This is a genomic window from Paraburkholderia adhaesiva (assembly GCF_021390575.1).
GTDB classification, from domain to species: domain Bacteria; phylum Pseudomonadota; class Gammaproteobacteria; order Burkholderiales; family Burkholderiaceae; genus Paraburkholderia; species Paraburkholderia adhaesiva.
This window is the reverse complement of the sequence record NZ_JAJEJQ010000004.1, coordinates 243,064-265,055: the sequence shown is the minus strand read 5'-3', so window position 1 is coordinate 265,055 and position 21,992 is coordinate 243,064. Positions and strand designations below refer to the sequence as shown.

General features: G+C 61.6%; 20 protein-coding genes. All 20 read left to right on the top strand.

The features are described 5' to 3' along the window. Window positions 1-385: 385 nt before the first annotated feature. The 20 genes from L0U80_RS29080 to L0U80_RS28985 all read left to right on the top strand — a co-directional run bounded on the left by L0U80_RS29080 (window position 386) and on the right by L0U80_RS28985 (window position 21,845). On the top strand, window positions 386-2,116 hold the full coding sequence (locus L0U80_RS29080; protein ID WP_233874463.1) for a site-specific integrase: 1,731 nt from the start codon (window positions 386-388) through the stop codon (window positions 2,114-2,116). A gap of 29 nt (window positions 2,117-2,145) precedes the next feature. Beyond that, window positions 2,146-2,982, top strand: coding sequence for an alpha/beta fold hydrolase (locus L0U80_RS29075; protein ID WP_233874461.1), 837 nt, complete (start codon window positions 2,146-2,148; stop codon window positions 2,980-2,982). A gap of 1,211 nt (window positions 2,983-4,193) precedes the next feature. Next, a complete protein-coding gene (locus L0U80_RS29070; protein WP_233874459.1) occupies window positions 4,194-4,466 on the top strand; it encodes a hypothetical protein in 273 nt (90 codons plus the stop codon). 3 nt (window positions 4,467-4,469) lie between these two features. Next, on the top strand, window positions 4,470-5,363 hold the full coding sequence (locus L0U80_RS29065) for a site-specific integrase (RefSeq protein ID WP_233874457.1): 894 nt from the start codon (window positions 4,470-4,472) through the stop codon (window positions 5,361-5,363). Window positions 5,364-5,366: 3 nt separating this feature from the next. Next, window positions 5,367-6,188: a phage integrase Arm DNA-binding domain-containing protein gene (locus L0U80_RS29060; protein WP_233874455.1), complete on the top strand. Its 822-nt coding sequence runs from the start codon at window positions 5,367-5,369 to the stop codon at window positions 6,186-6,188. 434 nt (window positions 6,189-6,622) lie between these two features. Next, the gene (locus tag L0U80_RS29055; protein ID WP_233874452.1) at window positions 6,623-7,315 is read left to right on the top strand and encodes a hypothetical protein; all 693 of its coding nucleotides are present in this window, start codon (window positions 6,623-6,625) and stop codon (window positions 7,313-7,315) included. Between the two features lie 102 nt (window positions 7,316-7,417). After that, entirely contained in the window at window positions 7,418-8,410 is a 993-nt protein-coding gene (locus L0U80_RS29050; RefSeq protein ID WP_233874449.1) for a ParM/StbA family protein, read from the top strand. A 39-nt stretch (window positions 8,411-8,449) separates the two neighbouring features. Beyond that, entirely contained in the window at window positions 8,450-8,734 is a 285-nt protein-coding gene (locus L0U80_RS29045) for a hypothetical protein (protein ID WP_233874447.1), read from the top strand. 765 nt (window positions 8,735-9,499) lie between these two features. Continuing rightward, a complete protein-coding gene (locus L0U80_RS29040; RefSeq protein ID WP_233874444.1) occupies window positions 9,500-12,313 on the top strand; it encodes a DEAD/DEAH box helicase in 2,814 nt (937 codons plus the stop codon). Window positions 12,314-12,633: 320 nt separating this feature from the next. Then, window positions 12,634-12,897, top strand: coding sequence for a type II toxin-antitoxin system VapB family antitoxin (gene vapB, locus L0U80_RS29035; RefSeq protein ID WP_233874441.1), 264 nt, complete (start codon window positions 12,634-12,636; stop codon window positions 12,895-12,897). Further along, the gene (locus L0U80_RS29030) at window positions 12,894-13,310 is read left to right on the top strand and encodes a PIN domain-containing protein (RefSeq protein WP_233874438.1); all 417 of its coding nucleotides are present in this window, start codon (window positions 12,894-12,896) and stop codon (window positions 13,308-13,310) included. The genes vapB and L0U80_RS29030 overlap by 4 nt, the downstream gene beginning before the upstream one ends. Before the next feature lie 578 nt (window positions 13,311-13,888). Beyond that, a complete protein-coding gene (locus L0U80_RS29025; protein WP_233874434.1) occupies window positions 13,889-14,089 on the top strand; it encodes a hypothetical protein in 201 nt (66 codons plus the stop codon). 1,399 nt (window positions 14,090-15,488) lie between these two features. Beyond that, window positions 15,489-15,674: a hypothetical protein gene (locus L0U80_RS29020; RefSeq protein ID WP_233874431.1), complete on the top strand. Its 186-nt coding sequence runs from the start codon at window positions 15,489-15,491 to the stop codon at window positions 15,672-15,674. A 612-nt stretch (window positions 15,675-16,286) separates the two neighbouring features. After that, window positions 16,287-16,553: a hypothetical protein gene (locus L0U80_RS29015; protein WP_233874428.1), complete on the top strand. Its 267-nt coding sequence runs from the start codon at window positions 16,287-16,289 to the stop codon at window positions 16,551-16,553. Between the two features lie 484 nt (window positions 16,554-17,037). Then, complete coding sequence (locus tag L0U80_RS29010) at window positions 17,038-17,349, top strand: cyclic-phosphate processing receiver domain-containing protein (protein WP_233874425.1); 312 nt, start codon at window positions 17,038-17,040, stop codon at window positions 17,347-17,349. Then, complete coding sequence (locus tag L0U80_RS29005; RefSeq protein ID WP_233874422.1) at window positions 17,346-17,675, top strand: hypothetical protein; 330 nt, start codon at window positions 17,346-17,348, stop codon at window positions 17,673-17,675. Before L0U80_RS29010 ends, L0U80_RS29005 begins: the two co-directional genes overlap by 4 nt. A gap of 2 nt (window positions 17,676-17,677) precedes the next feature. Then, entirely contained in the window at window positions 17,678-17,920 is a 243-nt protein-coding gene (locus L0U80_RS29000; protein WP_233874419.1) for a hypothetical protein, read from the top strand. A gap of 3 nt (window positions 17,921-17,923) precedes the next feature. After that, window positions 17,924-18,652 carry a hypothetical protein gene (locus L0U80_RS28995; RefSeq protein WP_233874416.1) on the top strand — a complete coding sequence of 243 codons (729 nt, stop codon included), beginning with the start codon at window positions 17,924-17,926 and terminating at the stop codon, window positions 18,650-18,652. Further along, window positions 18,633-18,908 carry a type II toxin-antitoxin system CcdA family antitoxin gene (locus tag L0U80_RS31735; RefSeq protein WP_233874413.1) on the top strand — a complete coding sequence of 92 codons (276 nt, stop codon included), beginning with the start codon at window positions 18,633-18,635 and terminating at the stop codon, window positions 18,906-18,908. Before L0U80_RS28995 ends, L0U80_RS31735 begins: the two co-directional genes overlap by 20 nt. Before the next feature lie 1,062 nt (window positions 18,909-19,970). Next, entirely contained in the window at window positions 19,971-21,845 is a 1,875-nt protein-coding gene (locus L0U80_RS28985; RefSeq protein ID WP_233874410.1) for an AAA family ATPase, read from the top strand. Window positions 21,846-21,992: the final 147 nt, after the last annotated feature.

Here is a 21,992-nt window from a genome sequence, read left to right as displayed (position 1 = left end):
GGACGAAAAAATCGCGAATAATGTTACCTCCCCCCGGCCCATCAAATCAGGCAACTCCTGTTGTTAATTGTTAACAACGCTCCGAAACGCGTGGCGAATCTGTGAGGGTGTTAGGGTTCTTGCGCGCTTCGGTTCCATCGCTTCTCATTCTCGGAATACGCTCGATTTCGAGCCTGTTACGAGAGAGAAACGACACGGCGCTCCTTTTTAGCCTAACCCGCGCCGCGCCTCACGTCCTCGGAAAAAAAAGCCGCATCCGACGGGGCCCAGCGTTCCTTCACGGCACCCTGAGCCCCGGTTTTCCGCCGGAACGGGACACACAACGCTCCTATTAAGATAAGTCTTCTTATCATAAGGTGTCTATTTTTGTACTAAACTTGCCCGCATGACAATGCGCGCCACTCCGCTGTCCGCTCCCGCCCACGCTGAACCGCCCGGCTTCCCCGAGCCCGGCGAACTCGCCGCGCTGCGCGCCTGGTACGCGGGGCTGCCCGTGCGGCAGGCGGTCGAACGCTACCTGCCGTCCGCGCTTGGCGACGGCCGATCCCCTCGCGGGGTGCTCGGACGTATCCGGCGCAGGCTGGTCGCCGTGGCACACGCGGCGCACCGCGACGATCTCGCCGCCCTCCTTGCCCACCCGGCCAATGAACGCGGGCAGCATGCGAAAGCGGTCGCGCACGCGATCGGGGTCCTGCGCTCCGCCCGCGCGCCGGCGCCCCAGATCGCCGACGCCATCGCGCAGTGGTTCACCCCGCGCGCCGTGCGGGTGCTGCACGCGCACGGCATCACGACACTCGCCGACCTCACCGTAAGCATTCCGCGCCGACGCCAGTGGTGGAAGGCCGTACCGGGACTGGGTGCGGCCAGCGCCCGCGCCATCGAGGCCTTCTTCGCCGCCTGGCCCGCGCTCACGGAAAAGGCGCGCGCGCTCGTGGTCGCCAGCCAGCGCGGCCCAAAGCACGCGCTGTGCGTGCCGTGGGAAAGCCTGAAACTGCCCCATCAAGTGGACGGCTCCGCAGGCACCTTCCGCGCGCCCGCCTCGACCTGCACACTCGACGCCTCGAACGACTACGAGGCCGTCCAGACCTGGCTCGCGCTGCACGAGTCAGCCGATACGCATCGTACCTACCGCAGGGAGGCCGAGCGGCTGATCCTGTGGGCGATCGTCGAGCGCGGCCGCGCGCTCTCGTCACTGACGACCGAGGACGCGATCGCCTACCGGACATTTCTGCGCCATCCCTCGCCGCGCGCCCGCTGGGTCGGCCCGGTGCGGGCGCGCACGTCGCCCGATTGGCGGCCATTCAATGGCAGCCTGTCAGCGCGCTCCGTCGCGCACGCCCTCTCTATTCTCGGCGCCCTGTTCCGCTGGCTCATCGAGCAGCGTTATGTGCTTGCCAATCCCTTCGCGGGCGTGAAGGTGCGGGGCGGCAGCACGGCCTCGGCACTCGACGCCGCGCGCGCCTTCACGGAGGGTGAATGGGCGCTGGCCCGCACCATCGCGGATGGCCTCGAGTGGTCGCCGGAGGGGTCCCAGCGCTGGACCGCACCCGCGGCGCAACGGCTGCGCTTCCTGCTCGACTTCGGTTACGCGACGGGGCTACGCGCCGGCGAACTGGTCGTCTCCACGCTCGGGCACGTGGAGACGGACGCCCGTGGCGACCCTTGGCTGCGCGTGACGGGCAAAGGAAACAAGCTGGCGCGCGTGGCATTGCCGCCGCTCGCCTGGGAAGCCCTCGCACGCTACCTCGCGGAACGTAGGTTGCCGGTCACGCCCGCGCGCTGGCGTCCGGAAACGCCCGTCATCGGCAGCCTCGCAGCGGAAAGCCATGCGGCGATTAGCGGCGCGCGGCTGTGGGGCGTGCTCAGGCGCTTCTTCCTTCTCGCCGCCAATGCGATCGAGGCCGACCATCCGCCGCTCGCGCAGAAGCTCCGCCGCGCGAGCCCGCACTGGATGCGCCACACGCACGCGACGCACGCGCTCGGGCGCGGCGCAGAACTGACGACCGTTCGGGACAACCTGCGGCATGCGTCGGTGTCGACCACGTCACGCTACCTGCACAGCGACGAGGCCACACGGGCACGGCAGATCGGGGAGGCGTTTGCAACGCCCAAGTAACGGGATACCAGACGGGCGATCCACACCGTGTGGTCCGCGCTGTTCACACCAACCGACAGGCAGGAATCCGGATCGAGCCCGAACGAAAACCCGACCATCGCGCGGAGCCCCCAGCTCGAGACCGTTGCCCCGGACGGCGTCGACGGATCCGCGCTGCCAGCGGTTCGGTCCCGAACTCCGCGCGGAACGTCAATTCGAAAACAATCCGCGCACGCGCTCAACGCCCGGAGCATGCCGCTGGGCGCAAGCGCGAGCCGCCATTCGCAGACTTCGAATTCTGGCTGCGCCAGGCGCGGGCACTCATGCAGCGCATTAACGGCGGAAAGGTCTATGTATCCGGTCATTCGATGTCGGCAGCCGTCGCTTTGCGGCCTGCCGCTACGGATGCCCGCGTAGCCGCCGTATTCACGACCGCAGCGGCTGGCACAACGTTTGAACTGAACGACCACCTGAGACGCCTGTGGACAATCGTGGCGAATACGGAAGAACTCAAGGCTGGTCTGAGCAGACTGATCCGTGATACGAGCGCCATTTCGGACGAACGGGTCGAAAGCCGCTGGAAAACCCTTTCGGCTGGCGATTACGGCGACTACTTCAAGCAGAAGCTATCGTTTCCTGAGAAGCTGATTCTCGACTGGACGATCGAGGACGCGGAACTGGCCTCGATTATTGTGCCCTGCACTTTGCTACATGGGAAGAACGATCAGGCATGCCCTCTCGAAGCTACGTCGGCTGCGCGCGCACAGAAAATTTCCCACTGCAATTTGATTTGCATCGACGCTTGCGGGCATGCGCCATCCGTCGAACAGACTGCGAAGGTGCCCGCGGCGCTGCGGATGGCGTTTGATGGCCTTATCAACGACTAACTTGCAACAGGAACCGATGTGAAGCCGTTCCGAGACGGCCCCGCGGGGCAAGAGCGCCCAGACACTATCGACGCCCACGACGCAATGAAATCGCTGTATTCGGACAGTCGCCTGTTCGCTCGCTGACAGGGACAGAGACTGAGCGGCATCGCTCACCTGCGTCGAAGCAGTCTTCTGCCTTTGCTTCAGCCCAGCCGCAACGTAGAACTGGTCCGCGCTCCGATCTTGGCTGCTCCACTTGCAAGGAAAATGGCGCATCTGGAAGTTGGAAAAAGCTCGCTATGTCAGAGTAATGCCACCATCATGTAACCCATGACAGACAAGGGTTTCGAGCGGAAATAAACGATTCACGATGCCGCTTACAGTCAAGTTCCGGCCGTGCGGCACCCTGTTCCACAGACGGCTCTCCTGGGCTAAGGCTGCGCTCGGGAACGCGTGTGCATCCACGGCGATCACTCCGCACAGCGGCGCTGATTCGCGCCTGCCTTCCTCGACGGTGGTACGACGATCGTCCGACCTGGCAGGCAGCAACCCTGATCGAACAGCATAAGTCGGACATGTCTCCCAGCATCGTCCTGGCTGGCCGGGATCAGAATGAATCTGCCGATTTTCATGGGAGCAAAGTCCGGGCAATGACCGAGCTGAGTCTCGGCAATGATTCCTGCGGTGCCGGTGGATGTGCTGTTTAATTCGGGAAACAAATGTCTCGTTGCGGCGGCAGCAGCGTTGTTACAGAGACATAACGGATCGCGAGTGCCAGTCCGAGAATTCGTTGCGTACTCCATCAATTTGATGTAGGCTTTAAATGCATCAAGCGCCGCATGGCGGCATAATTTTCAAATCGCAAGAGTCGGCCAGGCATCATCGCCGGGCCACAAGGCAAGACGGGCTCACGTCCCGTGCGCGAGCAGGTACTGAATCTGCCGCTCGTTATCAGCAAGCACATCTGGCCGCACGGCCGATGAGACTTTCGCAATCGCGGCCAATCATGGTCGCGAGATTCCTTTTCCCATGCGACTCCAAGGCACGCGCACGTCTGCACGCGCCCTATCAACTGCAATGCTTCCGTCCTGAGCCTCGCCGCGGGCTCGGTGCACTCACGCTGTCCGCGGCGAGGCCCTGGTGCGCCTGGGCCGGGTGGACGTTCTGCACGTCCATGGTCTCTCGTTGTCTGTTTTCGCAGTTTCACCTGTCCAGTAAGGAGAACCAGGATGGCCCTTGACGATCTGGTTGCACGACTTCGTCGCCGTTACGCCGATGTCCCGGCCCGCCCACGACGTACCCGGGAGCGCAGTTCCGCCCTCGATACCTACGTCGAAGAGATGCAGCAGTTCACACTGCAACGGCTAAATTCGGATCGCCCGGCAGGATTCACGCTGAAGCAGCTGGCTGAAATAATCAATAGCAAGTCAGAACATTCGTTTTGCCAGACCGCAGTGCGCAAGGCACTGATCGCCCACGGCCTCTATAAGTTGTGGAGTTGAACCGTGAGCACTCCACAATTACTTGCACGCGAACTCGTCGCCGACGTGGCGGTCCACGGACAGTCCAAGACCGCGCTTGATGATTTGAACGCATGGGCCGTGCGAAGCGTCGGGACCGAACGCGCCTACCGGCAGGTTGTCACCACTTATCTGGAATGGTTGCGCGACCAGCGCATCCCGCTCCAGACCTTGCACACGCGTGGCATGCTGATGGAATTTCTTGATGAATACGCCGAATCGCGCGGACAGAAGTCGGTTGATCAGGCAAGGCAAGCCCTCCAGAAAACCTTTGCCGTGACGCTTCCAACAGTAGAAAGCCTCATCAAAACTGCGGCGCGCGACCGCACCTACACTTTTGATGAACTCACTCAGGTTATCAAGTACCAGACGCACAAAAATCAACTGGCAACTCTGCTCTGCTTCGATGCCGGGTTGCGTGCACACGAGTGCATCACACTTGCCCCTCGCTGCGATGGGTCGCCCTCGACCCATCGCGACTGGTCACCTGAACGCTTTGCAGGACTCACCGACATAGTGATCTACCTTGTTACGGGCAAGGGAGGTCTGACCCGTGAGGTCGCTGTGTCGATTGAACTCTCTGATGCATTGCAGAAGCTGCTCCGATCTGCGCCTGTCGTAATCCAGGATCGGGAGGTCAACTACAGGTCGTCATTTGCCATCGGCGGCGGGCAGGCACTATCGTCGAGCTTCAGCCGCGCAAGCGAACTCGCGATCGGTCAGAGCCGAGGTCTTCATGGCCTTCGCCACAGCTTTGCGCGCCGGCGCCTGGCAACCTTGTGCACGCTGTTCCCGCCACGCGACGCGCTCCTGATTCTCAGCCAGGAACTCGGCCACTTCAGGCCAAGCATCACCCTCAACTATATTTCCGGTCGCTAATCAATGAAACATAATTTGCCACCTGGGATGCGAGCACGCACCACTAGTTCAGGAAACACATCGTATTACCTCAAGCATCCTGATACAAACAGGGAAATGCCACTGGGCGACGATAAAAGTAAAGCACTGCAAACGTGGCAACTATCCCGCCTCGCGCGCTTTTTACAACAGCATCCTGTGACCAACCTCGTCACGCTCATTGATTGCTTTGTTGAGTGCGAGATTCCGGTTCGCAAGCCCGGAGATCGTCCAGCCTTGCTGCGGCAATCCAATACTCTAAGGCAGTATTTTGTCGCAATCGGGAGCACATACCCAGAAAATTCGCCCCCAGATCAGGATGCCTATCTGGAATATCACGGGCCGGCGCGACGCCTGCGCGCTGGCGCGGAGATTTATCTTTTCTGCCACATCTGGCGCTGGGCTCAACGCGCCGACGTGCTGCCGGCGGGGCGACCATGCCCGTGGCATTCAGGTGACGTGATCGCCGCCCTAAAGGGTGACATACAAGATGAATTGATCGAGGCGATCAGGCAGCTACGAGCCCTGGATCACCCGCTGTCATCTAGCGATGCGCAGCATGATCGACGGCAATCCGTGGCATATCAGCATCAGCTTGCGTCCCAACTCATCGCCGACGGTCGGCGTGACATGGCCCGGCACCTGCGGTCACTGACCAAAATTGAATTCGACGCGCTGCTGGCACGCGTCACGGACTCCCCGCCTGCTGGACCGGAATCAGGCCTGATTCTCGGTACCTGCCGCGCCATCCGGTTGAAAGTGTTTCGACAGAATGGTCCTCGCAACAGATCTACGCCATATAATTAGCATGTAGAAATATCTTGTAAATATTTCGACGCGGAATGTTTTGACGTATCGAAATAATTTTGATAAAGTTGATTCTAGCCGTTAAATCGGCATTCAATGAAAAAGCTCCCTGCCACGGCAGGCACTGACGAGTTGCATCAACTCTATCTGCATTTTGTGTGCAGAAACAGATTGGCGCACGTGTTGGGTGCATCAAAATCAATTGTCCCCTCTTCGTGATCCACTGCCCACTTTCCTGAACTGAATGTGGCCATGTCCGGATCATCGATCCTGAAAACGTCGCGCGGTTTCGTGCGGCCACTCCGGCCATCGTTTGGCCCCGACTGAAACTCTCAAATTCGCGACCCGCAAGCGCCGCCCTCCCGGCTATTGGCTTGCGCGTCGCCGATTTCTAATCGGTTACGACCTTCCCAACCACTATCAACGGAGGTCCCGTGCCACACCCAAGCTACAAACAACATCTCGCACACAGGGAAAGCGCGTTCGCCGAGGCCATGGGGCTGATCAGCGCCCCGCGGCCGACGTGGCTGGCCAAACACATCGCGCTCCTCTCTACTCTGAAAGCGGACAGAAAGCAACTCGATCTGCAGACGTTGAAATGTGATCAAGACGCAATCCACCGGACCAAGACGTACCAGGCAGGGCTCGCCAAGACGTCAACGCTCGAAGTCCCACACCGCGTCACCGGGTGGGGATTGATGGAAATGAAGAGCATGGAAACGAGCTACTACTATGGACGCTTTCGCGAGGTTGTCGCTCTGAAATTTCGCCCACGTCTTCTTGCTTCGGAGCCCGAACTTCTCGCCGATCTTAATTTTTTTGGGGAATTCTGGGCGCTCGATCGAGTTTTCACAGAAGCCATTCATCAGTTCGTGGGACGCTACCGCGGACCGGGAAAGTTGTTCGTGAATCCGGGCGAAGATACTCTGGATGCTGCGGTGGTCTTCATCGTTTGTCCGTCGGGTTGCACAAACTGGCACGCGGTCGGGGAAGCAGTTGCCGCACTCTTCGGCGAGCGCTTCGATTCGGCCATTGTCAAATTGCTCGATCGTACCCGCAACGTCCATCACACTGCGCGGCGCGATCGGTCGTCACGCCGTTCCTGTCAGCGCAACCAAGTTTCATGACGAGAATCGTTCAATAACAAGTTGGGGTGGCCGCTTCGGTTTTCTGTTATCCATTGCGGTCATCCCCAGTTTCAATTCATTCGTTATCCTACAGGAGTTTGTATGTCAGATTCTGTTGTGGTCATTGAGACCGGAGCGGGCAATACGAAATACACGGCCAGTAAAGGCGGACAGATCGTTGCTGCGGGTCACCTGCCATCGATAGTGGCTCTTTGTGGAGCCGGCGCGCTCGCATCATTTCAAGGCGAACGTCAGACTGACGAGGTGATGCCAGTGGTCAATGGCGTCACGTATAAGGTGTCGCTCTCGGCCAACCGCGGGGTGGCCGGTGCGACACGCGTAGCGCCCGGGGATGATTTCCAGAACTCGGCGCACCATGCAGCCCTGATGGCCGCGGGGCTGTATGCGGCCGGGCTGAAAGAGATCGATGTGCTGGTAGTGGGCACCCCCGTACATACGTTCAACAAACATCGCGATTACCTTTCATCCATCCGTGGCACGCTTGATTTTGGACTGGGCTCGCACACCATTGGAACCACGATTGTGCTGCCACAGCCATTTGGATCTCTGCTGGCCGGTATTAATGAAGGAAACCTGATTAACAGCGCACGTAACGCGCAGATCGTGATTGACGTTGGCTACTACAGCACCGACGTGCTGCGCGCGCGCGGCCTCACGCTGGAGCATGCAAACAGCTTTGGACTGGCAGCCGGGATGGGCAAAATTTATCAGATGTTCGCAGACCTGGTTGCGCAGAAAATTCGCCAGCCGGTCAGTGACCTCGACCAGATCGAACACTGTCTGCGCACTCGGACGCCGTACGTCGTCTATGGTCAGCAGGTCTACCTCGAGTCTTATATGCAGGAGATCCAGGCATACCTTGACTCCTGCGCGCTGGAAATATATGGCCGTGTTGGCACAATCGAGAACGTCGCCCTCATCTGCCTGACTGGGGGAGGCGCGGAGTTTTTTCGTCCTGCAATCCGCAAAGTCTTTGGCGACATTCCAATCCAGGTAATGCCGGATCCATTGATGGCCAATGCGCGCGGATTTCTGGTCGCGGGCCTGGCGGCGTTGGCCAATCGGGCAGCATGAAACTGGCGCGCCAGTTCACCACGTGAAAGGAACAATGAAGTGGGAACCTCCCCTCTTGAGATGACAATCCGGATCGACGCAGATGCTCATCCGCGGCTGCACGCCTACCTGTCAGCACGGGAACAGGGCAAGCGCCGGGCGGCCGCGCTGAAACGACTCGCGGAGGACACGCTGCTGCTGGGCGACAGTGCAGCAGCGGGGGCCGCGCGTGGTATGACGATTCATAGGAGCGCTCGCGACGAAGCCGTCGCAAACCCGCCCGGTGTGACAGCCAGCGACGTCCGGTCGAGCCTCGCGCAGTTCCTGCCAGGCGGCACGCAGTAGCCTGCCCGCCAGACGGGGGACGTCATTTTCCTGCCCTGACGTGCTCCGTCTGGCCGGCTCCTCCCTGGCCAGTCAGGATGGCGGCGCATCGATGATATCCGCCATGCAACGCCAAATTTTCCTGTCCACGTCTGAGTCAATTTCCTCAGAAGGTGCCTTTCTTAATATTTTCGGCAATAAAATCTAACCTCCCCCATAAAGGCTAACTTCTCGCAAGATTTTCACCACTGGGGCAGATCGCAAACAGGCCATCAGATCAGGCGCTTGCCGGCTCACGCCGAGCCATGCGCAGGCCGCCCCATAAAGTACAACCTTTGCCTTGCAGGCCCTGTGTTCCTTCATCCAGGCCTGCAGGCGCCGTGCGATACCGGTGATCTGTCTGTCGAGCCCCCCAGGATCTCTCCATCGCTCGCGCAGTGAATCAATCTGGATCGCTAGCCGTCTCCCGGCCAATCTCGCGGGCGGCGCGCATGTTCTCGCCCGACACGAGCTAGGGTCCCGTCCCCGGATCGCCAGGATGGCATAGCATGGCCGCGGGCTTTCTTTCGTCTCATCGCTGTCATCCCAATTGACGTCCAGGTCCTTCAGGCGCTGAATGAATGCCTGCATGGAACGGGCCCATTACTTCATATCTTTCAGGATGTCAATACAAATACTCGTTGATAATTAAAGAATGCATACGCAGAAATAGTTGGCGTAGCGGCGCTGTCAGCGTATATTGAAGGCATACACAATATATACGCGTGTGCGAACAGCGGGTCTGCGATGATCACCAGCGTCATAAAACTGAACACCGCCTCTGAGTTAATTAGTGAGGAGACGCCCGAGCATGTCACGGTGACCTGCGACGCCGAAGGGCGTATGCAAGTCCTCTGCTGGCGCTACGAAACCGCTGACCAGGGCCTTCGCCAAATGGCGAAACGGAGAGGCGGGATTTGGAATCGCACTGGTGGCGGTTGGACGTTCCAGAGTCCGGAGAGCGCCCAAGGGATGCTCGACAAGATCGTCGAACGAAACCCAGACTGGCCTGTTATTGGTCGACCCAACCAGCCATTTCTGCCACTGGCCGGAGTTTCGATTTCACGGCTGAACTTGGTGGACGGACTCGAAGCGTGCCTCATACCCGCCCCGTTGCCACCTTTCACGTCTGTCTCTGGGAAGGTACAGGCATTTCGCCTGGCCGGTGGTAAGCGCAAAGGCGGCAATAGTGAACTTGAGCTCGGTTTGCTTCTCGGCAAACCGAACGAGATCGCGGATGCAATCGATGGGCTGACCTCCCAAGGTGCTGTCTGTGACGACACGCTCGCCAGGAAATGGCCGGTCATTAACGCACGCGGCCGCAAGCTGCAGATCAAGGCCACCGGCTGGGCCGTGCAGATTACGTGCGATCTCTCAGATTTGCTGCACTATTCCGTAGCCCCCACCCAGCAATACCGCTGGGAAGGCGCGTACCCGTATGGAGTCAAGGTCCCAGTGCCGTGGGATGGCACGATACGCACGACAAGAAAGCACTGGCCGAAGCTGAAAGCGGCGATCCTTGCCGTCGGGCTGGAATATGAGGGGGATGATCCGGATGCTGAACTCGCAGTGCCTGCCAGTTTTGACGTAGCCCGGGTAGCTGGCTGGGACACCCCAGCGCCCAACGGGCATTTACTGCATACATACCAAAAAGCGGGCGTGCAGTTCTGCGCCGAGCGAGGCATGCGAGCGCTGATCGGCGATGAGATGGGGGTAGGCAAGACCGCACAGGCGATTGCTGCCGCAGAAGCCTGCGTTGTGCCTCGCGTGGTCGTGGTCTGCCCGGCAAATGCGCGCTACGTATGGGAGAGGGAAATTGAGAGCTGGGGCGCTCGGGGTGCAGTTCAGCATGTTGTGCGCCAGCTGACCGAGTTAGACCTGGCCGCGCGCTGGCACATCATCACCTACGATCTGATCGCGGTTCGGAACGAGACCTGGCGGTTTTGTGACGATGCAGAACGTCGAGCGTTTGTGGATGCGTTCCCAAAGTTGGCTGGGAAGATTGAAAAGAAGAGGGGAGCAAGCCAGATCAGGCTAATTGAGCCACTGGTTGGCGTACCAGCGTTCCATGAGAAGAGAATTGTGGCGTGGGAAAAAATTATGAAGCGGCTGCGCGGGGAACTGCAAGAGCAGATTCGATCGATCGGTCCGTCGCTACTCATTCTTGACGAGGCCCACCGCGCCAAGAACAGGAATGCAAAACGCACGCAGGCCATCCAGCGCATCGCGGACAGAGGGACACAAATGCTGATGTTGACCGGGACCCCCCTGCGCAATCACGAGCATGAGGCGGCGACCTTGCTGAGCCTGCTGGATGGCGAGACGGCTGTGGTGCTTGGCAACAAAAAAAACGGTTACACCATTGAGGACGTCAAGGATTATCTCAGCTACTTCATGATTCGCCGGACCAAGGCTGAGGTGTTGCCCGATCTTCCAGACAAAACACGGCAACGCATCGATATCGGCGCCCTTGATCCAGAGCAGATGAAAATTTACAGGGAAGCGCTGGGGGGGGCAATGGAATGCTATTCCGCAGCCCTGGAGCGTGGAGAATCAGAGGCCACAGCGCGTCAGGAGATGCTAGGTAGGATTGAGAAAGCCAGGGCAGCGCTCGGACTAGCAAAGGTACGGGGCGGAGCGGTCAGCGATCTGGTAATTGACGTTGTTGAAAACAAGGGGTGCTGCGTGGTGTTTTGCGCGCATCATGACGCCAGCGACACACTCAAGGCCCAGCTTGTTGCCGATGGACTGCAGGTGGCCATCATCGATGGGCGCACGAAGCCGAAAGATCGGTCGGCACTGGTCAAAAGCTTCCAGGACGGCAACCTGGATGTACTGATTGGCGGCATCAATGCTGCGGGCGAAGCAATCACACTGACAAGGGCGGACACCGTAATTTTTGCTGAACTGGATTGGGTCCCTGCGGCGTTGCTGCAAGCTGAGGATCGGATTCATCGGGTCGGCCAGCGCAGTAATTGCCAAGTTATTCAGCTGATAGCCAGAATGCCGGTCGGCGTTAATCTGGACGACATCATGGTTGATCTCATTGGGGCCAAAATGGCGCGCATCGGCGCGGTCCTGAATGAGGATGGCAGCAACATTATTGCTGGCGATATCAAGGCCAATTTGCAGAGCCGCCTGCTTGGTGTCGGTGCGATGGACGCGGACGACAACAACCTTGATATCCTCCTCGGCCTTCTGGCCAAGGAGTCAGATTCGCCCACCATAATTACGGCACCAGACACCGGGAGGGAAGAGGCCGGACAACAGGTACAAGCAGTGATGGCGGGCACGGCAGATGCGCCGAATGTTGAAAAACGCAAGCGTGGTCGCCCAAAAGTCTATGTAGACAGTGCGCGGCCGACGGCAACTGAGCGGTCAAAGCAATCGATTAAAGCGCTCGCAGACGCCGGCGGGAAGCGGGTAATGTTGCGCCTCACTCCGGAAGCCCACGAAGCCTTGAAAATAATCATGGCTCGTACGGGAAGCGGGCAGGAAACCGCCGCGATTAATCAGGCCATCATCGCGCGAAAAAACGAATTACTGCGTGCATCCACATGAAATTATAGCTTGCCCGACCACCGCCCCGCCCTGATGGATAGCCGGTCGCTGGCTCCCCAGCTGGGGACCGGGCCAGTTGCCCGCAGGCTTTCCGGGCCGTGGACAACCCTGCGGATTCGCAGGAATCACCCTAGTCCGCTCAAAAATGATTACCTGATAATAGTAAGCGCCTCACGACGGCCATTGTCCCGACGGGCCTGTTCCGCTGGGTGCTCTCGCCCAGACATGCGACCGCACATCCGACACTCATATGCTGCCATATACACATTAACATATGCCAGCATATGTTTACAATGGAGGCTGAACTTTAGGGGGCAGCCATGCGTACCGTTTCCATCTTTAAGAACAACTCCAACCAGGCCGTTCGCATTCCAAAAGATATGCAATATGAGGGAGTCACTGAGCTAGAGATTCGCCGCGAGGGCGACACGCTTCTCTTGCGCCCCGCACGGCCGAACTGGACATCGTTTGCGCATGAACCGGTGGCCGACGCCGAATTCCTGTCTGAGCGGCCAGCAGTGATCGAACCCGGCCGGTTCGATTTGAGCGGCATTGAAGACGAAGCGACGGAGACCGGCAAGTGACGCAGATGTATATGCTGGACACGAAAATTTGTTCCTACATCATGCGCGAACGTCCGATTGAGCTTCTTGAGCGCCTGCAAGCACACGTAGATGCTCAAGATCGACTCGTAATATCGGCCATTACCTATGCCGAAATGCGGTTTGGCTCCATTGGCAAGAAGGCATCACCCAAGCACGCAGGGATGGTATCGGCCTTCGTCGCGCGGCTCGATGGTGTGCTGCCGTGGGATTCGGCAGCGGTTGACGCAACGACGAAAATTCGAGTCGATCTAGCGAAGCTCGGCACGCCGATAGGCGAAAACGATTCCGCAATAGCGGGCCACGCTCTTAGCGCTGGGGCCGTGGTTGTTACAAACAACTTGCGCGAATTCATGCGAGTGTCCGATCTTTGCTGCGAAGACTGGACGCGATAAGTGCAAGGATTGCTCAGGAAAAGCGAACCGCGACCGGCGCAGACATTCGGCTGGAACGGGTGTTCACACATCGCCCACGACGAAGTCGCGGCCGCGGAGATTGAGGGGCTGACTGCGAACCGACAGTTCACTGACATGGCACGGGCGGCTTCGGGAGGCGCTGAGCTGGTAGCAGTAGACTCAGACATCTTTTCCCGGACAATCCATTCTGCTCGCCAGGACCGAAACAGCGGTCCGCGGGCCGAGCTGGACGGTGTCGTGGAACAACCGCGAGACGGGATCGGGAGGACACGGGATGCGCGCTCGCGCAACAGCACTGCCCCTCCGCGAACAGCCCGGCGCCGGGCTTGCCCGCCACAATCGGAAGAGCAAATACGTTCACCACATCGTTAAGCCCGCGGTTGAAGTGCGGGACGATGACGCGCGCGTCCGGCGCAAATCTGGCCAGTCGTTCCATCAGTTCCGAGACAGTCATGGCACGGCCTTTACGCAAGTAAAGTGAAGTGGAGTGAGGGTCTCACCCGGGCAACTGACCAGATTACGGAAGACGTAACATATGAATGAAAAGGAGGGGCGCAATGAAGGCTACCGATCGCGTAAACAGGCGTTCTCGCCATTCGTCTATCGATGACTCCCCGGAGGCGATCGACGCGCGGATGGACGCGTTCGTACAGCGGACCCGGGGCTGGGGCTCGCGCGCGATAAAGTCCACACTCCCGGACAATATCGTCGTCCTGGCCGGCCCGACCCGCAAAAATCAGCATTTCAAGCAGAAATAGCGTTCCGGCGGACTGCTCCTGAAAACCGCCCGCTTCGAGCAGCGCCTGCGTTTTGTCTCGGGCCAATGTCATGATGTTGTTCCGCTGTTGTGTCGGTTGAGGATGTCATCGGGAGACGATCGTGGCGCTGCGGGCGGGTGCCGCCACCGTACCCGGGCTGACGCCGCGCAACCCCATCCCGAGGATCTATCTGACCTTGGGGCAACCGGGGACGCGGCGATCTGGCCATGGCGTGGCGATGCTGCAATCGCAGCCGGGCCGCAAGACGGCGATCGGCGGTCGGCACCCACCCAGCCGGCATGGCCGCGCCGACGCTCGACTGGCTGGGTCCTGGGCATGTTGCGAAAGCATTGGCCACGTTACCTGAGGGCGAATGGGACGCCCTGCCCAAGTTCAGGCGCGTGCTGCCTGGCCGGCTCGCGCACGATCTGGTGCGCCGTGGGGCCGCGCGCGTGAGTTTTTGAGCTGGCGGCCTGCCGTCGCACCCGACGTGCGCCGTGCCCCATAAACCGTAACCTTTCCCCCCATAAACACGAACCTGCCAGAAGGCGCCCACAGGGGGCAAATCACGCACCGGCGGTCGGATAAAACGCTTGCGGGCGGGGACGGGGCCTGCCCGGTGCGCCCCCGCAAAGACTCACCTTTCCCTAAACCCCATCCGACACAGCTCAGCACCACCAACTTGCGCTCGGTCTGCGCCGTGAGAAGCTGTCTGTACCGAACCAGCTCATTACCTTGACAGGAGCACGCAGATGACAACGCAGGACCAGGACCTCACCCGCTTCCGGGCGAAGCTTCTTTAACTGCGGGACCAGCAGCGATTTCGTGGCGTCGACGAGATACTGCACCAGCTGGTCGAACGCATGGCCGCTGACAGCGCACCCCTATTTCCGCCCGCGCCTCCCAGCCCGGGCCGGGAGCCTCGGCACACCGCGGAAACCGTCGAGCGGATGTCCCGGATCATCCGGGTTGGCTCGGTCCTCTGCGCCCTGGCGACCGTCGCGCTCCTGCTGTGGGCGCACTTCACCCACTGACTGGACTGACATGACTATGCGTTCTCACCGAAATCGTTTCTGGTTCTGCCTCACACCCGGCCGGATCCGGCAACCTCGCAACCGGTGGCACGCCACGGCCACGTCGCTCACCACGGAAAGGGTTCCAGTCCGGCTGGCGGGCTGGCTGTTCCGCCTGTGCCGCGGCGAGCTCAACCGGACGGGCCAGGCCCGGAAGGCAGTTCGCCTTGAAAAACGGCGCGACGCGCAGCGCAGCAAACCGCTCCTTCGCATGGCAGAGAGGGAGCCACGCCGGCTGTTCCTGCCGCGGCGGACCGGAATCCATGATTGCCCGCTGCGCTAGTTGCCGGTCTCATGACGTTCTCAACACCGCTAAGGGAGGCGGCATGCCTAGAAAGAAGAAACGGCTCAGGCGCAGCGCCGAGGCGCTGCCAGCCGAGACACTTGAAGAACTGCAAGAGCGCCTGCAGCAATATGCGGCCCGCACGCGCCCCCTGCAGGATCGGCCGACCGTTCCGTTCCCGGAACAAGTCACGGTGCTGGCTGGCCCGCGCCGCCGTGTTCCGCGATGACCGTCGCGCGATCCCATCAAGCCGACGTGACGCCGGAACGCAAGCGGGTTATCTAGACCTGCGCCCCCGGGCGCGCGCGCCACGGCTGTTCCCCGGCCGGGCGATATCGCAGGGTCCAGTCATCACACTCAGGCGTGTCCAGCACAATGCAGAAACCCCAAAACCCGCACCGCAACCCAGGGCCCAGCGTGATGGCGGTGGCTGTCTCGGTCGCCCTCGCCTGCTGGCTGCACCCGACCGGGCAGGGCCTCAACCCGCACGACTCCACCAGATCGATTCCATGGCAGTGCCAGGCAAATTTCACGACCTCACGTTCAGTCAACCTCAGCAGGCGCGCACCTGTTCAGGGGCTGGCGCGCCCCGTTCCGTGCTCCAGATTCGGGTGCCGCTGGTCAACATTCTCGCGAACGTGCTGGTGCAGCGGAACTGACATGGTCCATGTTTTGGTAATGGGGCGTCGCGGTCCCGCTGACAAGCCACCGGGTGGCTACACGGCCAGCGTGAGTGCAAATTTGCAGGCCTGCCGGTCACCGCCCGCCGCGCCCCTGAACCTGAAGTTGCACTGCGTGGGGAACCGGATATGCTGGCCCTATCGTTTTCGGATCTCACGTTATGCGTTTATCCTTTCTCGCGATCCTGAGCGGGCTCGCCCTGCTGCTGGCGTACTGCGTGTTCGTGCGGCACTGGAACGGCGCGCTCGCCGCGCTGACGATCGGCGGCGTGGGACTAGCGCTCGCCGTGCTGCTGCTCGGCGTGCTGCTGCTCGTCGCGCCCGCCGCGAGCCGTGCCGCAATTCGCGAGGTGTTCGTGGCCACGGTGCGGGACGATCTGCGCACGCTGCGAAGCGCGGCAATGTACTGGCGGTGTCCGGTCAAGTGAGCGCAGGGGTTGATGGGAACGCCATGATTTCTGGCGCCGGTCATGCTGGTATGGTTGCTCCGGGAATAATCGTGTTGAGTTCGAGGGCGGGCGCATACACCCTGCTCACCCAGCCTGACGCCAGTCTTCGCCGGATGCATCGGCTCGAGCGGTGGGAAGGCAAACGCGAAGCCGGACTGGCGCTTCTGAGATCGTCCTGTGGCTGGGCGCCGACTGCGGGAACGTGTTCGCGGATCGGGACCCGACATTTGAGGCCATGGTGGCCGGCGCCGGTGAGCGTCTGGAACGCGGCCGAGTATATCCGTTCTACCGTGATCGACCGTTCCGGCAGCAAGGGCGTGGTCATGGACCACGATGAAAACCAGCCGCCTGCAGGCCCGGTCGCAGCAAGGACTGGCTCAGGAGTTCGCCTGGCGTCAGGTTCAAGCTCACGGCGCCGCTGGCGAGGGCGCGCGTGCCAGAGCAGCGCCGTACGGAGATGACAATGAAGGTGTTTCTGGATGATGAGCGCGCCACGCCCGAGGGCTGGGTGCGCGCGTACTGGCCCGAGGAGGTCATCGCCCTGCTGCAACAGGGTGGAGTCACCGAACTCTCCCTCGACCATGACCTCGGCGACGATGCCCACGGCACCGGCTACACCGTTCTGTTGTGGCTCGAAGAGCAGGTCGCCGTACATGGCCTGCGCCCGCCGCGCCTCCACGTGCATTCTGCCAATCCATCGGCCCGGCTGAAAATTCAGGCAGCCATCGCAGCGATTGATCGACTCGCCAGCACACTCGGAGACCATGAAACATGAGCACAAAATCCACCATCCGGCATCAACCCCGGGACGCAGACCGGCCCGGGTGGCACCTCTATCGCGAGGGCTGGGAGACGGATGCCGTCTATCTCGGGCTGCGCGGCATCCTGGCCGACCTCACGCTGATCGACGACAACGAGGGCCCGTGGCCGGGCACGGTGCGCCTGCGCCTGCCGGTGGCCACGGCGAGGCAACTGGGCCGGGTCCCGGAAACATTTTCGGCGCAGCCGGCCCCGCATGCGCTGGAGGATGCGCACTCGCTCGTCACCGACGCGATCAATCACTGCGGCGGCAAACGCCCTCCTTCGACAGGTGAAGCATGAGCATGAAGCCCCCCATCCACGACCAGAACAGAGCGTGCGAGCAGCCCGGCCGGGATCGGAATTCCGGGCGGCGTGAAGACGACGACGCGGTGTACCTCGAACTGCAGGGCTTCGAGGCTGAAGTCGCGATGGCCCGCAACCTGGAGCACCCGCGCGGCAACGTGCTGCGCCTGTCCGTCACCACGGCCCGGCAGCGGGGTCTCGTGGCACCGGACCCGAAACGCGGCCGCTGGAGCAAGGAATAAACCATGCGCGAATTCCACAACAAGACGGTGCAGGAAGTCGCGGCGTGCACGTGCGACCGCTGCGGGCGGCGCATGACCCCGGACGGTCACGATGGCGAGTGGGACGAAATGGTGTCGGTCGACGCGCGCGGCGGGTATTGGTCGGTGTTCGGCGACGGCGCATACATCCGCCTCGACCTCTGCCAGCACTGCGTGCGCGAGACGCTGGGCGCCTGGCTGCGCGTGACGCAGCCGGACCATGAGGACCTGCGGCGGCTCATGGCGCGCATACCGGTCTGGGCGCAACCAGCGGAGGATCAGGGTGAGCACAGACAGGTCCAGCAGAAGGAGCTGAAAAGCATTCTCCAGAGCGCGGCCGGGAGCGAGGCCGGGTCGATCGAGTCGATGTATGCCGCGAGTGCAGCCGGCGCAGGGAACGCTGGAGTCGGCGAGCCCTGCGCCGACTCCGGTGGGCCAGCGCCCGAATTTCACTGGAACTATCGCGTCATGGAATTTGACGGGGGCGGCGAAACGAGGCGGGAATTCCGCGAGGTCTATTATCGGAACGGCCGGCCGGAAGGGTACTCGTCGGTGGCGGCCAGCCCTGTCTGGGACGCGGACGCCGGTGGCGAGGCCGCCCGGCGCACGCTGGAGCGGATGCGCGAGGCGCTGGAGCGGCCCGTTCTGCGGCCGGAAGATTTTCGCAATCCTGACAATACGGAGAGCCCCCGCCGTGACGACTGGCAAGACTGACAACGCAACACCCGCTCCCGCCGCCGGCACAACCGACGCGGCGCGCCAATGGACCGAGGAGAACCCCGAGGCGATCGCGTACGACAACGAGTACATCGAGAAGAACGGGTTGCCGCGCGACGGGTTATCGCTCCCGGGCAACAGCCCGACCGCCCGGGAGCGCACGTGGCTCGCGGAAAATGCTGACGCGATCCGTTCCTCAAACGACTACGTCGATGAGCACGGCTTGCCGCTAGCGAGGTACCGGCAGTTCTGATGACCAACGGCCCTCAGGTTCTCACCCGGAGCCGCGGCCAGCCACCTTGCGCCGCCCGGCCTCTGACCCGCTGCGCATCGTACCTGGTGCGCACACGGACGGTCGTGGGGTTGTCCGGAGCAGCCGCCGCGCAGGCGTGCGGCGCGACCTCTGTCATGGCCACGCCGCGTCCGGATGGCGTGACCAGCTCCGGTCAAGCCTCGCGGGATTGCGCGGCCGCTGCGTACGGCGCACCGCCTGACGCTTCACGGTTGGCGTGCGCGGCGTCCGGGTCGTGCCGCACGGTGAAAACGCGGACGACCCCACCATCCATTACCCGATCCCTTCCTGCTGTTCATTTCCTGCCGCCGGGAGGCGCTGGCTGTGGGTGATGTGGATTGACGGTTAGTTGCACTAATACCCCTATCTTCTGTGGCTGGCCTCCCCTGGCGTGGTGCCTGACCGCGACACTCCTTGCGCCCGGTCACACGTCGCGTGGGCGGGCTCCCCTCTTTCATGACGTGCACGGCGCGAAAATGCCGCACGCGACCTTCAGACCGCTGGCGCAAGCCAGCCCAATGGTACCCAGCCCCCATAGACGGAGACCAGACCACCATGCATGGGCCTCAAAGGAAAAGAAGCAGTCATCCGTAACAGCTTCCCGTTACGGGCAAGAGCGTGCAGGTGCCCGCAAACAGCATCGCCAGTGCTCGTCAGGGCGAAGGCATCCATCCCGCGCGATACCGCATCCTGAATCCGCTTCCCTGCCCACGCCCTGTGCGGCTGACGATACCCCTCAACGAAACAACATGGAAATTCGCGTTACTGACGAACACCGCGTGGTGTCTGCGCCGGACGAATCCGTCGTTCACGTCAGAGGTCGTGACCAACAGGCACCGGACCCAGCCCGTGTACCCCTGGTTCCATATTGCGCGTAGAAACCTGCAGAATTTTGGGCGCCTGAAACCCCTCCCGGCACCGACTTGCGTTTAACCGGGGTCGTGAGACTCTGGTTCTGACCCGCAGCGAACTGCGGCAACAGAACGGACCGGAACCGTCCGGCCCACAACTCACGAGGTCGCCATGCAATACTCCGCCATCCAGAAACCGTTTCCGGCACGCAAGTCCACGTTTTTTGTCGAGGGCTCCCGCGCGTGGATCCCCCTGCATCACAAGATCACCCGCTCGCGTTCCGTTGCGGCGTCAACGGTCGAGGCCGCCCATACGGTTGCGCCGGAAGCTGCATCCGCTCTGATGGCCCCTGCCAAATCCGCTGTTGCGTCGGCAACGCCTGCCTCCTCGACGCCCTCCACCGCGCCGGTGAGCCCGTCGCCAGCCCCCCGCCCCGCTACGCGCCCTGCAATGCCAGTGCCAGCCACAGCCGATGCGATCCCGCACGACTGCAGCGAGCTCGTCCGTCCTGCCCGAGGTTCGTTCAGACACCTCGCCGGCATGGCCGACACCAAACGCCGCCTGCTGCATGCCGGACAGGACATCCTGGCCGCTCTGGATGGCGAGCCGCGTAACGGCATCCTGCTCTATGGCGAACCTGGGAATGGCAAGACCATGTTTGCCGAGGCGCTGGCCGGCGAGCTCGGCATCCCGTTCCTCCCAGTTGGCTTCGGCGACATGGCGTCGAAGTGGATCAACGAGACACCGGAGAAACTGCGCGGCCTCTTCCGTACCGCGCGTCGCTGTGCGCCCTGCGTGCTCTTCATCGACGAGGTCGACTCGTTCCTCAAGCCCCGCGACGGCTCAGGCATGAGCCACTCGATGGACCGTGACGTGGTCAACACCCTGTTGAAGGAAATTGTGGATCTGCGCAATGCCCAGGTCGTGGTGGTGGCGGCAACCAACTATATTGAGCAGCTCGACCACGCTGCGATCCGCTCGGGGCGCTTTGATTTCCACATTGAGGTACCCGCTCCTGACTTACAGTCCCGCCACCACGTACTCTGTGCAAATATCGTCCGCAGCCTCGGCCGGGAAGCCATCGACAGGCCTGTCGTCGATGAGCTTGCGCGGCGCTGGGAAGGCTTCAGCGCCGCACGTCTTGCAGCCCTCGGCCCGCAACTGCGCGACATGAAGCGCGACAACGAATTCGACGGCCCCGTCACCTTCGAGCTCGCCATGCGGGCCATGCGCCTCATCCAGGGGCAGCGCAGCGCGTTTCCAGAGCATGTGGTTCCGCTCGAGGACATCGTCATGCCCCAGGCCTCCCGCGGGATGCTGACCGGTCTCGGGGAACGGCTTGGCAATGTCTACGACTTCACCCAGCTCGGTGGAAAGCTGCCGCGTGGAATCCTGTTCTACGGGCCACCTGGCACCGGCAAGACCATGGCTGCAATGTCACTCGCCAAGGCTTCAGGGTGGCTCTTCCTGTCCACCACCGGCACCGACCTGATTGCCCGCCCGGATGAATGGGAGAAGCTCGTGCGCAAGGCGAAAGACCAGCGCCCGTCCATCGTGTTCATCGACGAAGCGGATTCGATCCTGGCCAACCGGCGTCACTCGAACGTCCCGGCCCTCACCAACCGGATGCTCGCCACGATGGATGGCACCGGTGGACGCACCCCTGATGTCCTATACATCGCGGCCACGAACCATCCGGACATGCTTGATCCGGCCGTGCTGCGCGGCGGGCGCTTTGCGATGCAGGTGCGTTTTGATGTGCCCGGGGCGGATGACATGCTCGCATGGATAGAGTCCACGCTGGATGACAGGCAGGAGAGGCTGGACTTTGCGCTGGAGAGTGGTGCCGGGGAACTGGCTGCGCAACTGCTGGCCGGGCGCCCCATTGCCGACGCCGGGGCGCTCATTGACGAGGCCATCAATCTGAGCGCGATGCGGTTTCTCGATGGTGCAGAAGAGGATAACGATGGACCCTTTCTGTGCCTTGTGGACATGCTGGCCGCCGCCAGCACACTCGGCATCGATACCGTGGAGTGGCCGGACTGAAGCCGGCTTGCGGTCCTCCTGGCCCGTGCGACACTGGATTCACCGCTGCACGACGTGCGGCGGTGGCCGCCCTCCGGGGGTCCAGGAAACCCGTGGACAGCACCGCCTTTCCCACACGATTGACGTTGGAGATCCGGTTGTTACGCG

Bases quoted from the DNA above. Each gene is read 5' to 3' on its own strand.
- vapB (WP_233874441.1), top strand. From the start codon at position 12,634: ATGCGTACCGTTTCCATCTTTAAGAACAACTCCAACCAGGCCGTTCGC.
- L0U80_RS29050 (WP_233874449.1), top strand. From the start codon at position 7,418: ATGTCAGATTCTGTTGTGGTCATTGAGACCGGAGCGGGCAATACGAAA.
- L0U80_RS29020 (WP_233874431.1), top strand. From the start codon at position 15,489: ATGCCTAGAAAGAAGAAACGGCTCAGGCGCAGCGCCGAGGCGCTGCCA.
- L0U80_RS29060 (WP_233874455.1), top strand. From the start codon at position 5,367: ATGAAACATAATTTGCCACCTGGGATGCGAGCACGCACCACTAGTTCA.
- L0U80_RS28985 (WP_233874410.1), top strand. From the start codon at position 19,971: ATGCAATACTCCGCCATCCAGAAACCGTTTCCGGCACGCAAGTCCACG.
- L0U80_RS29025 (WP_233874434.1), top strand. From the start codon at position 13,889: ATGAAGGCTACCGATCGCGTAAACAGGCGTTCTCGCCATTCGTCTATC.
- L0U80_RS29070 (WP_233874459.1), top strand. From the start codon at position 4,194: ATGGCCCTTGACGATCTGGTTGCACGACTTCGTCGCCGTTACGCCGAT.
- L0U80_RS28995 (WP_233874416.1), top strand. From the start codon at position 17,924: ATGCGCGAATTCCACAACAAGACGGTGCAGGAAGTCGCGGCGTGCACG.
- L0U80_RS29040 (WP_233874444.1), top strand. From the start codon at position 9,500: ATGATCACCAGCGTCATAAAACTGAACACCGCCTCTGAGTTAATTAGT.
- L0U80_RS29010 (WP_233874425.1), top strand. From the start codon at position 17,038: ATGAAGGTGTTTCTGGATGATGAGCGCGCCACGCCCGAGGGCTGGGTG.
- L0U80_RS29015 (WP_233874428.1), top strand. From the start codon at position 16,287: ATGCGTTTATCCTTTCTCGCGATCCTGAGCGGGCTCGCCCTGCTGCTG.
- L0U80_RS29000 (WP_233874419.1), top strand. From the start codon at position 17,678: ATGAAGCCCCCCATCCACGACCAGAACAGAGCGTGCGAGCAGCCCGGC.
- L0U80_RS29005 (WP_233874422.1), top strand. From the start codon at position 17,346: ATGAGCACAAAATCCACCATCCGGCATCAACCCCGGGACGCAGACCGG.
- L0U80_RS29080 (WP_233874463.1), top strand. From the start codon at position 386: ATGACAATGCGCGCCACTCCGCTGTCCGCTCCCGCCCACGCTGAACCG.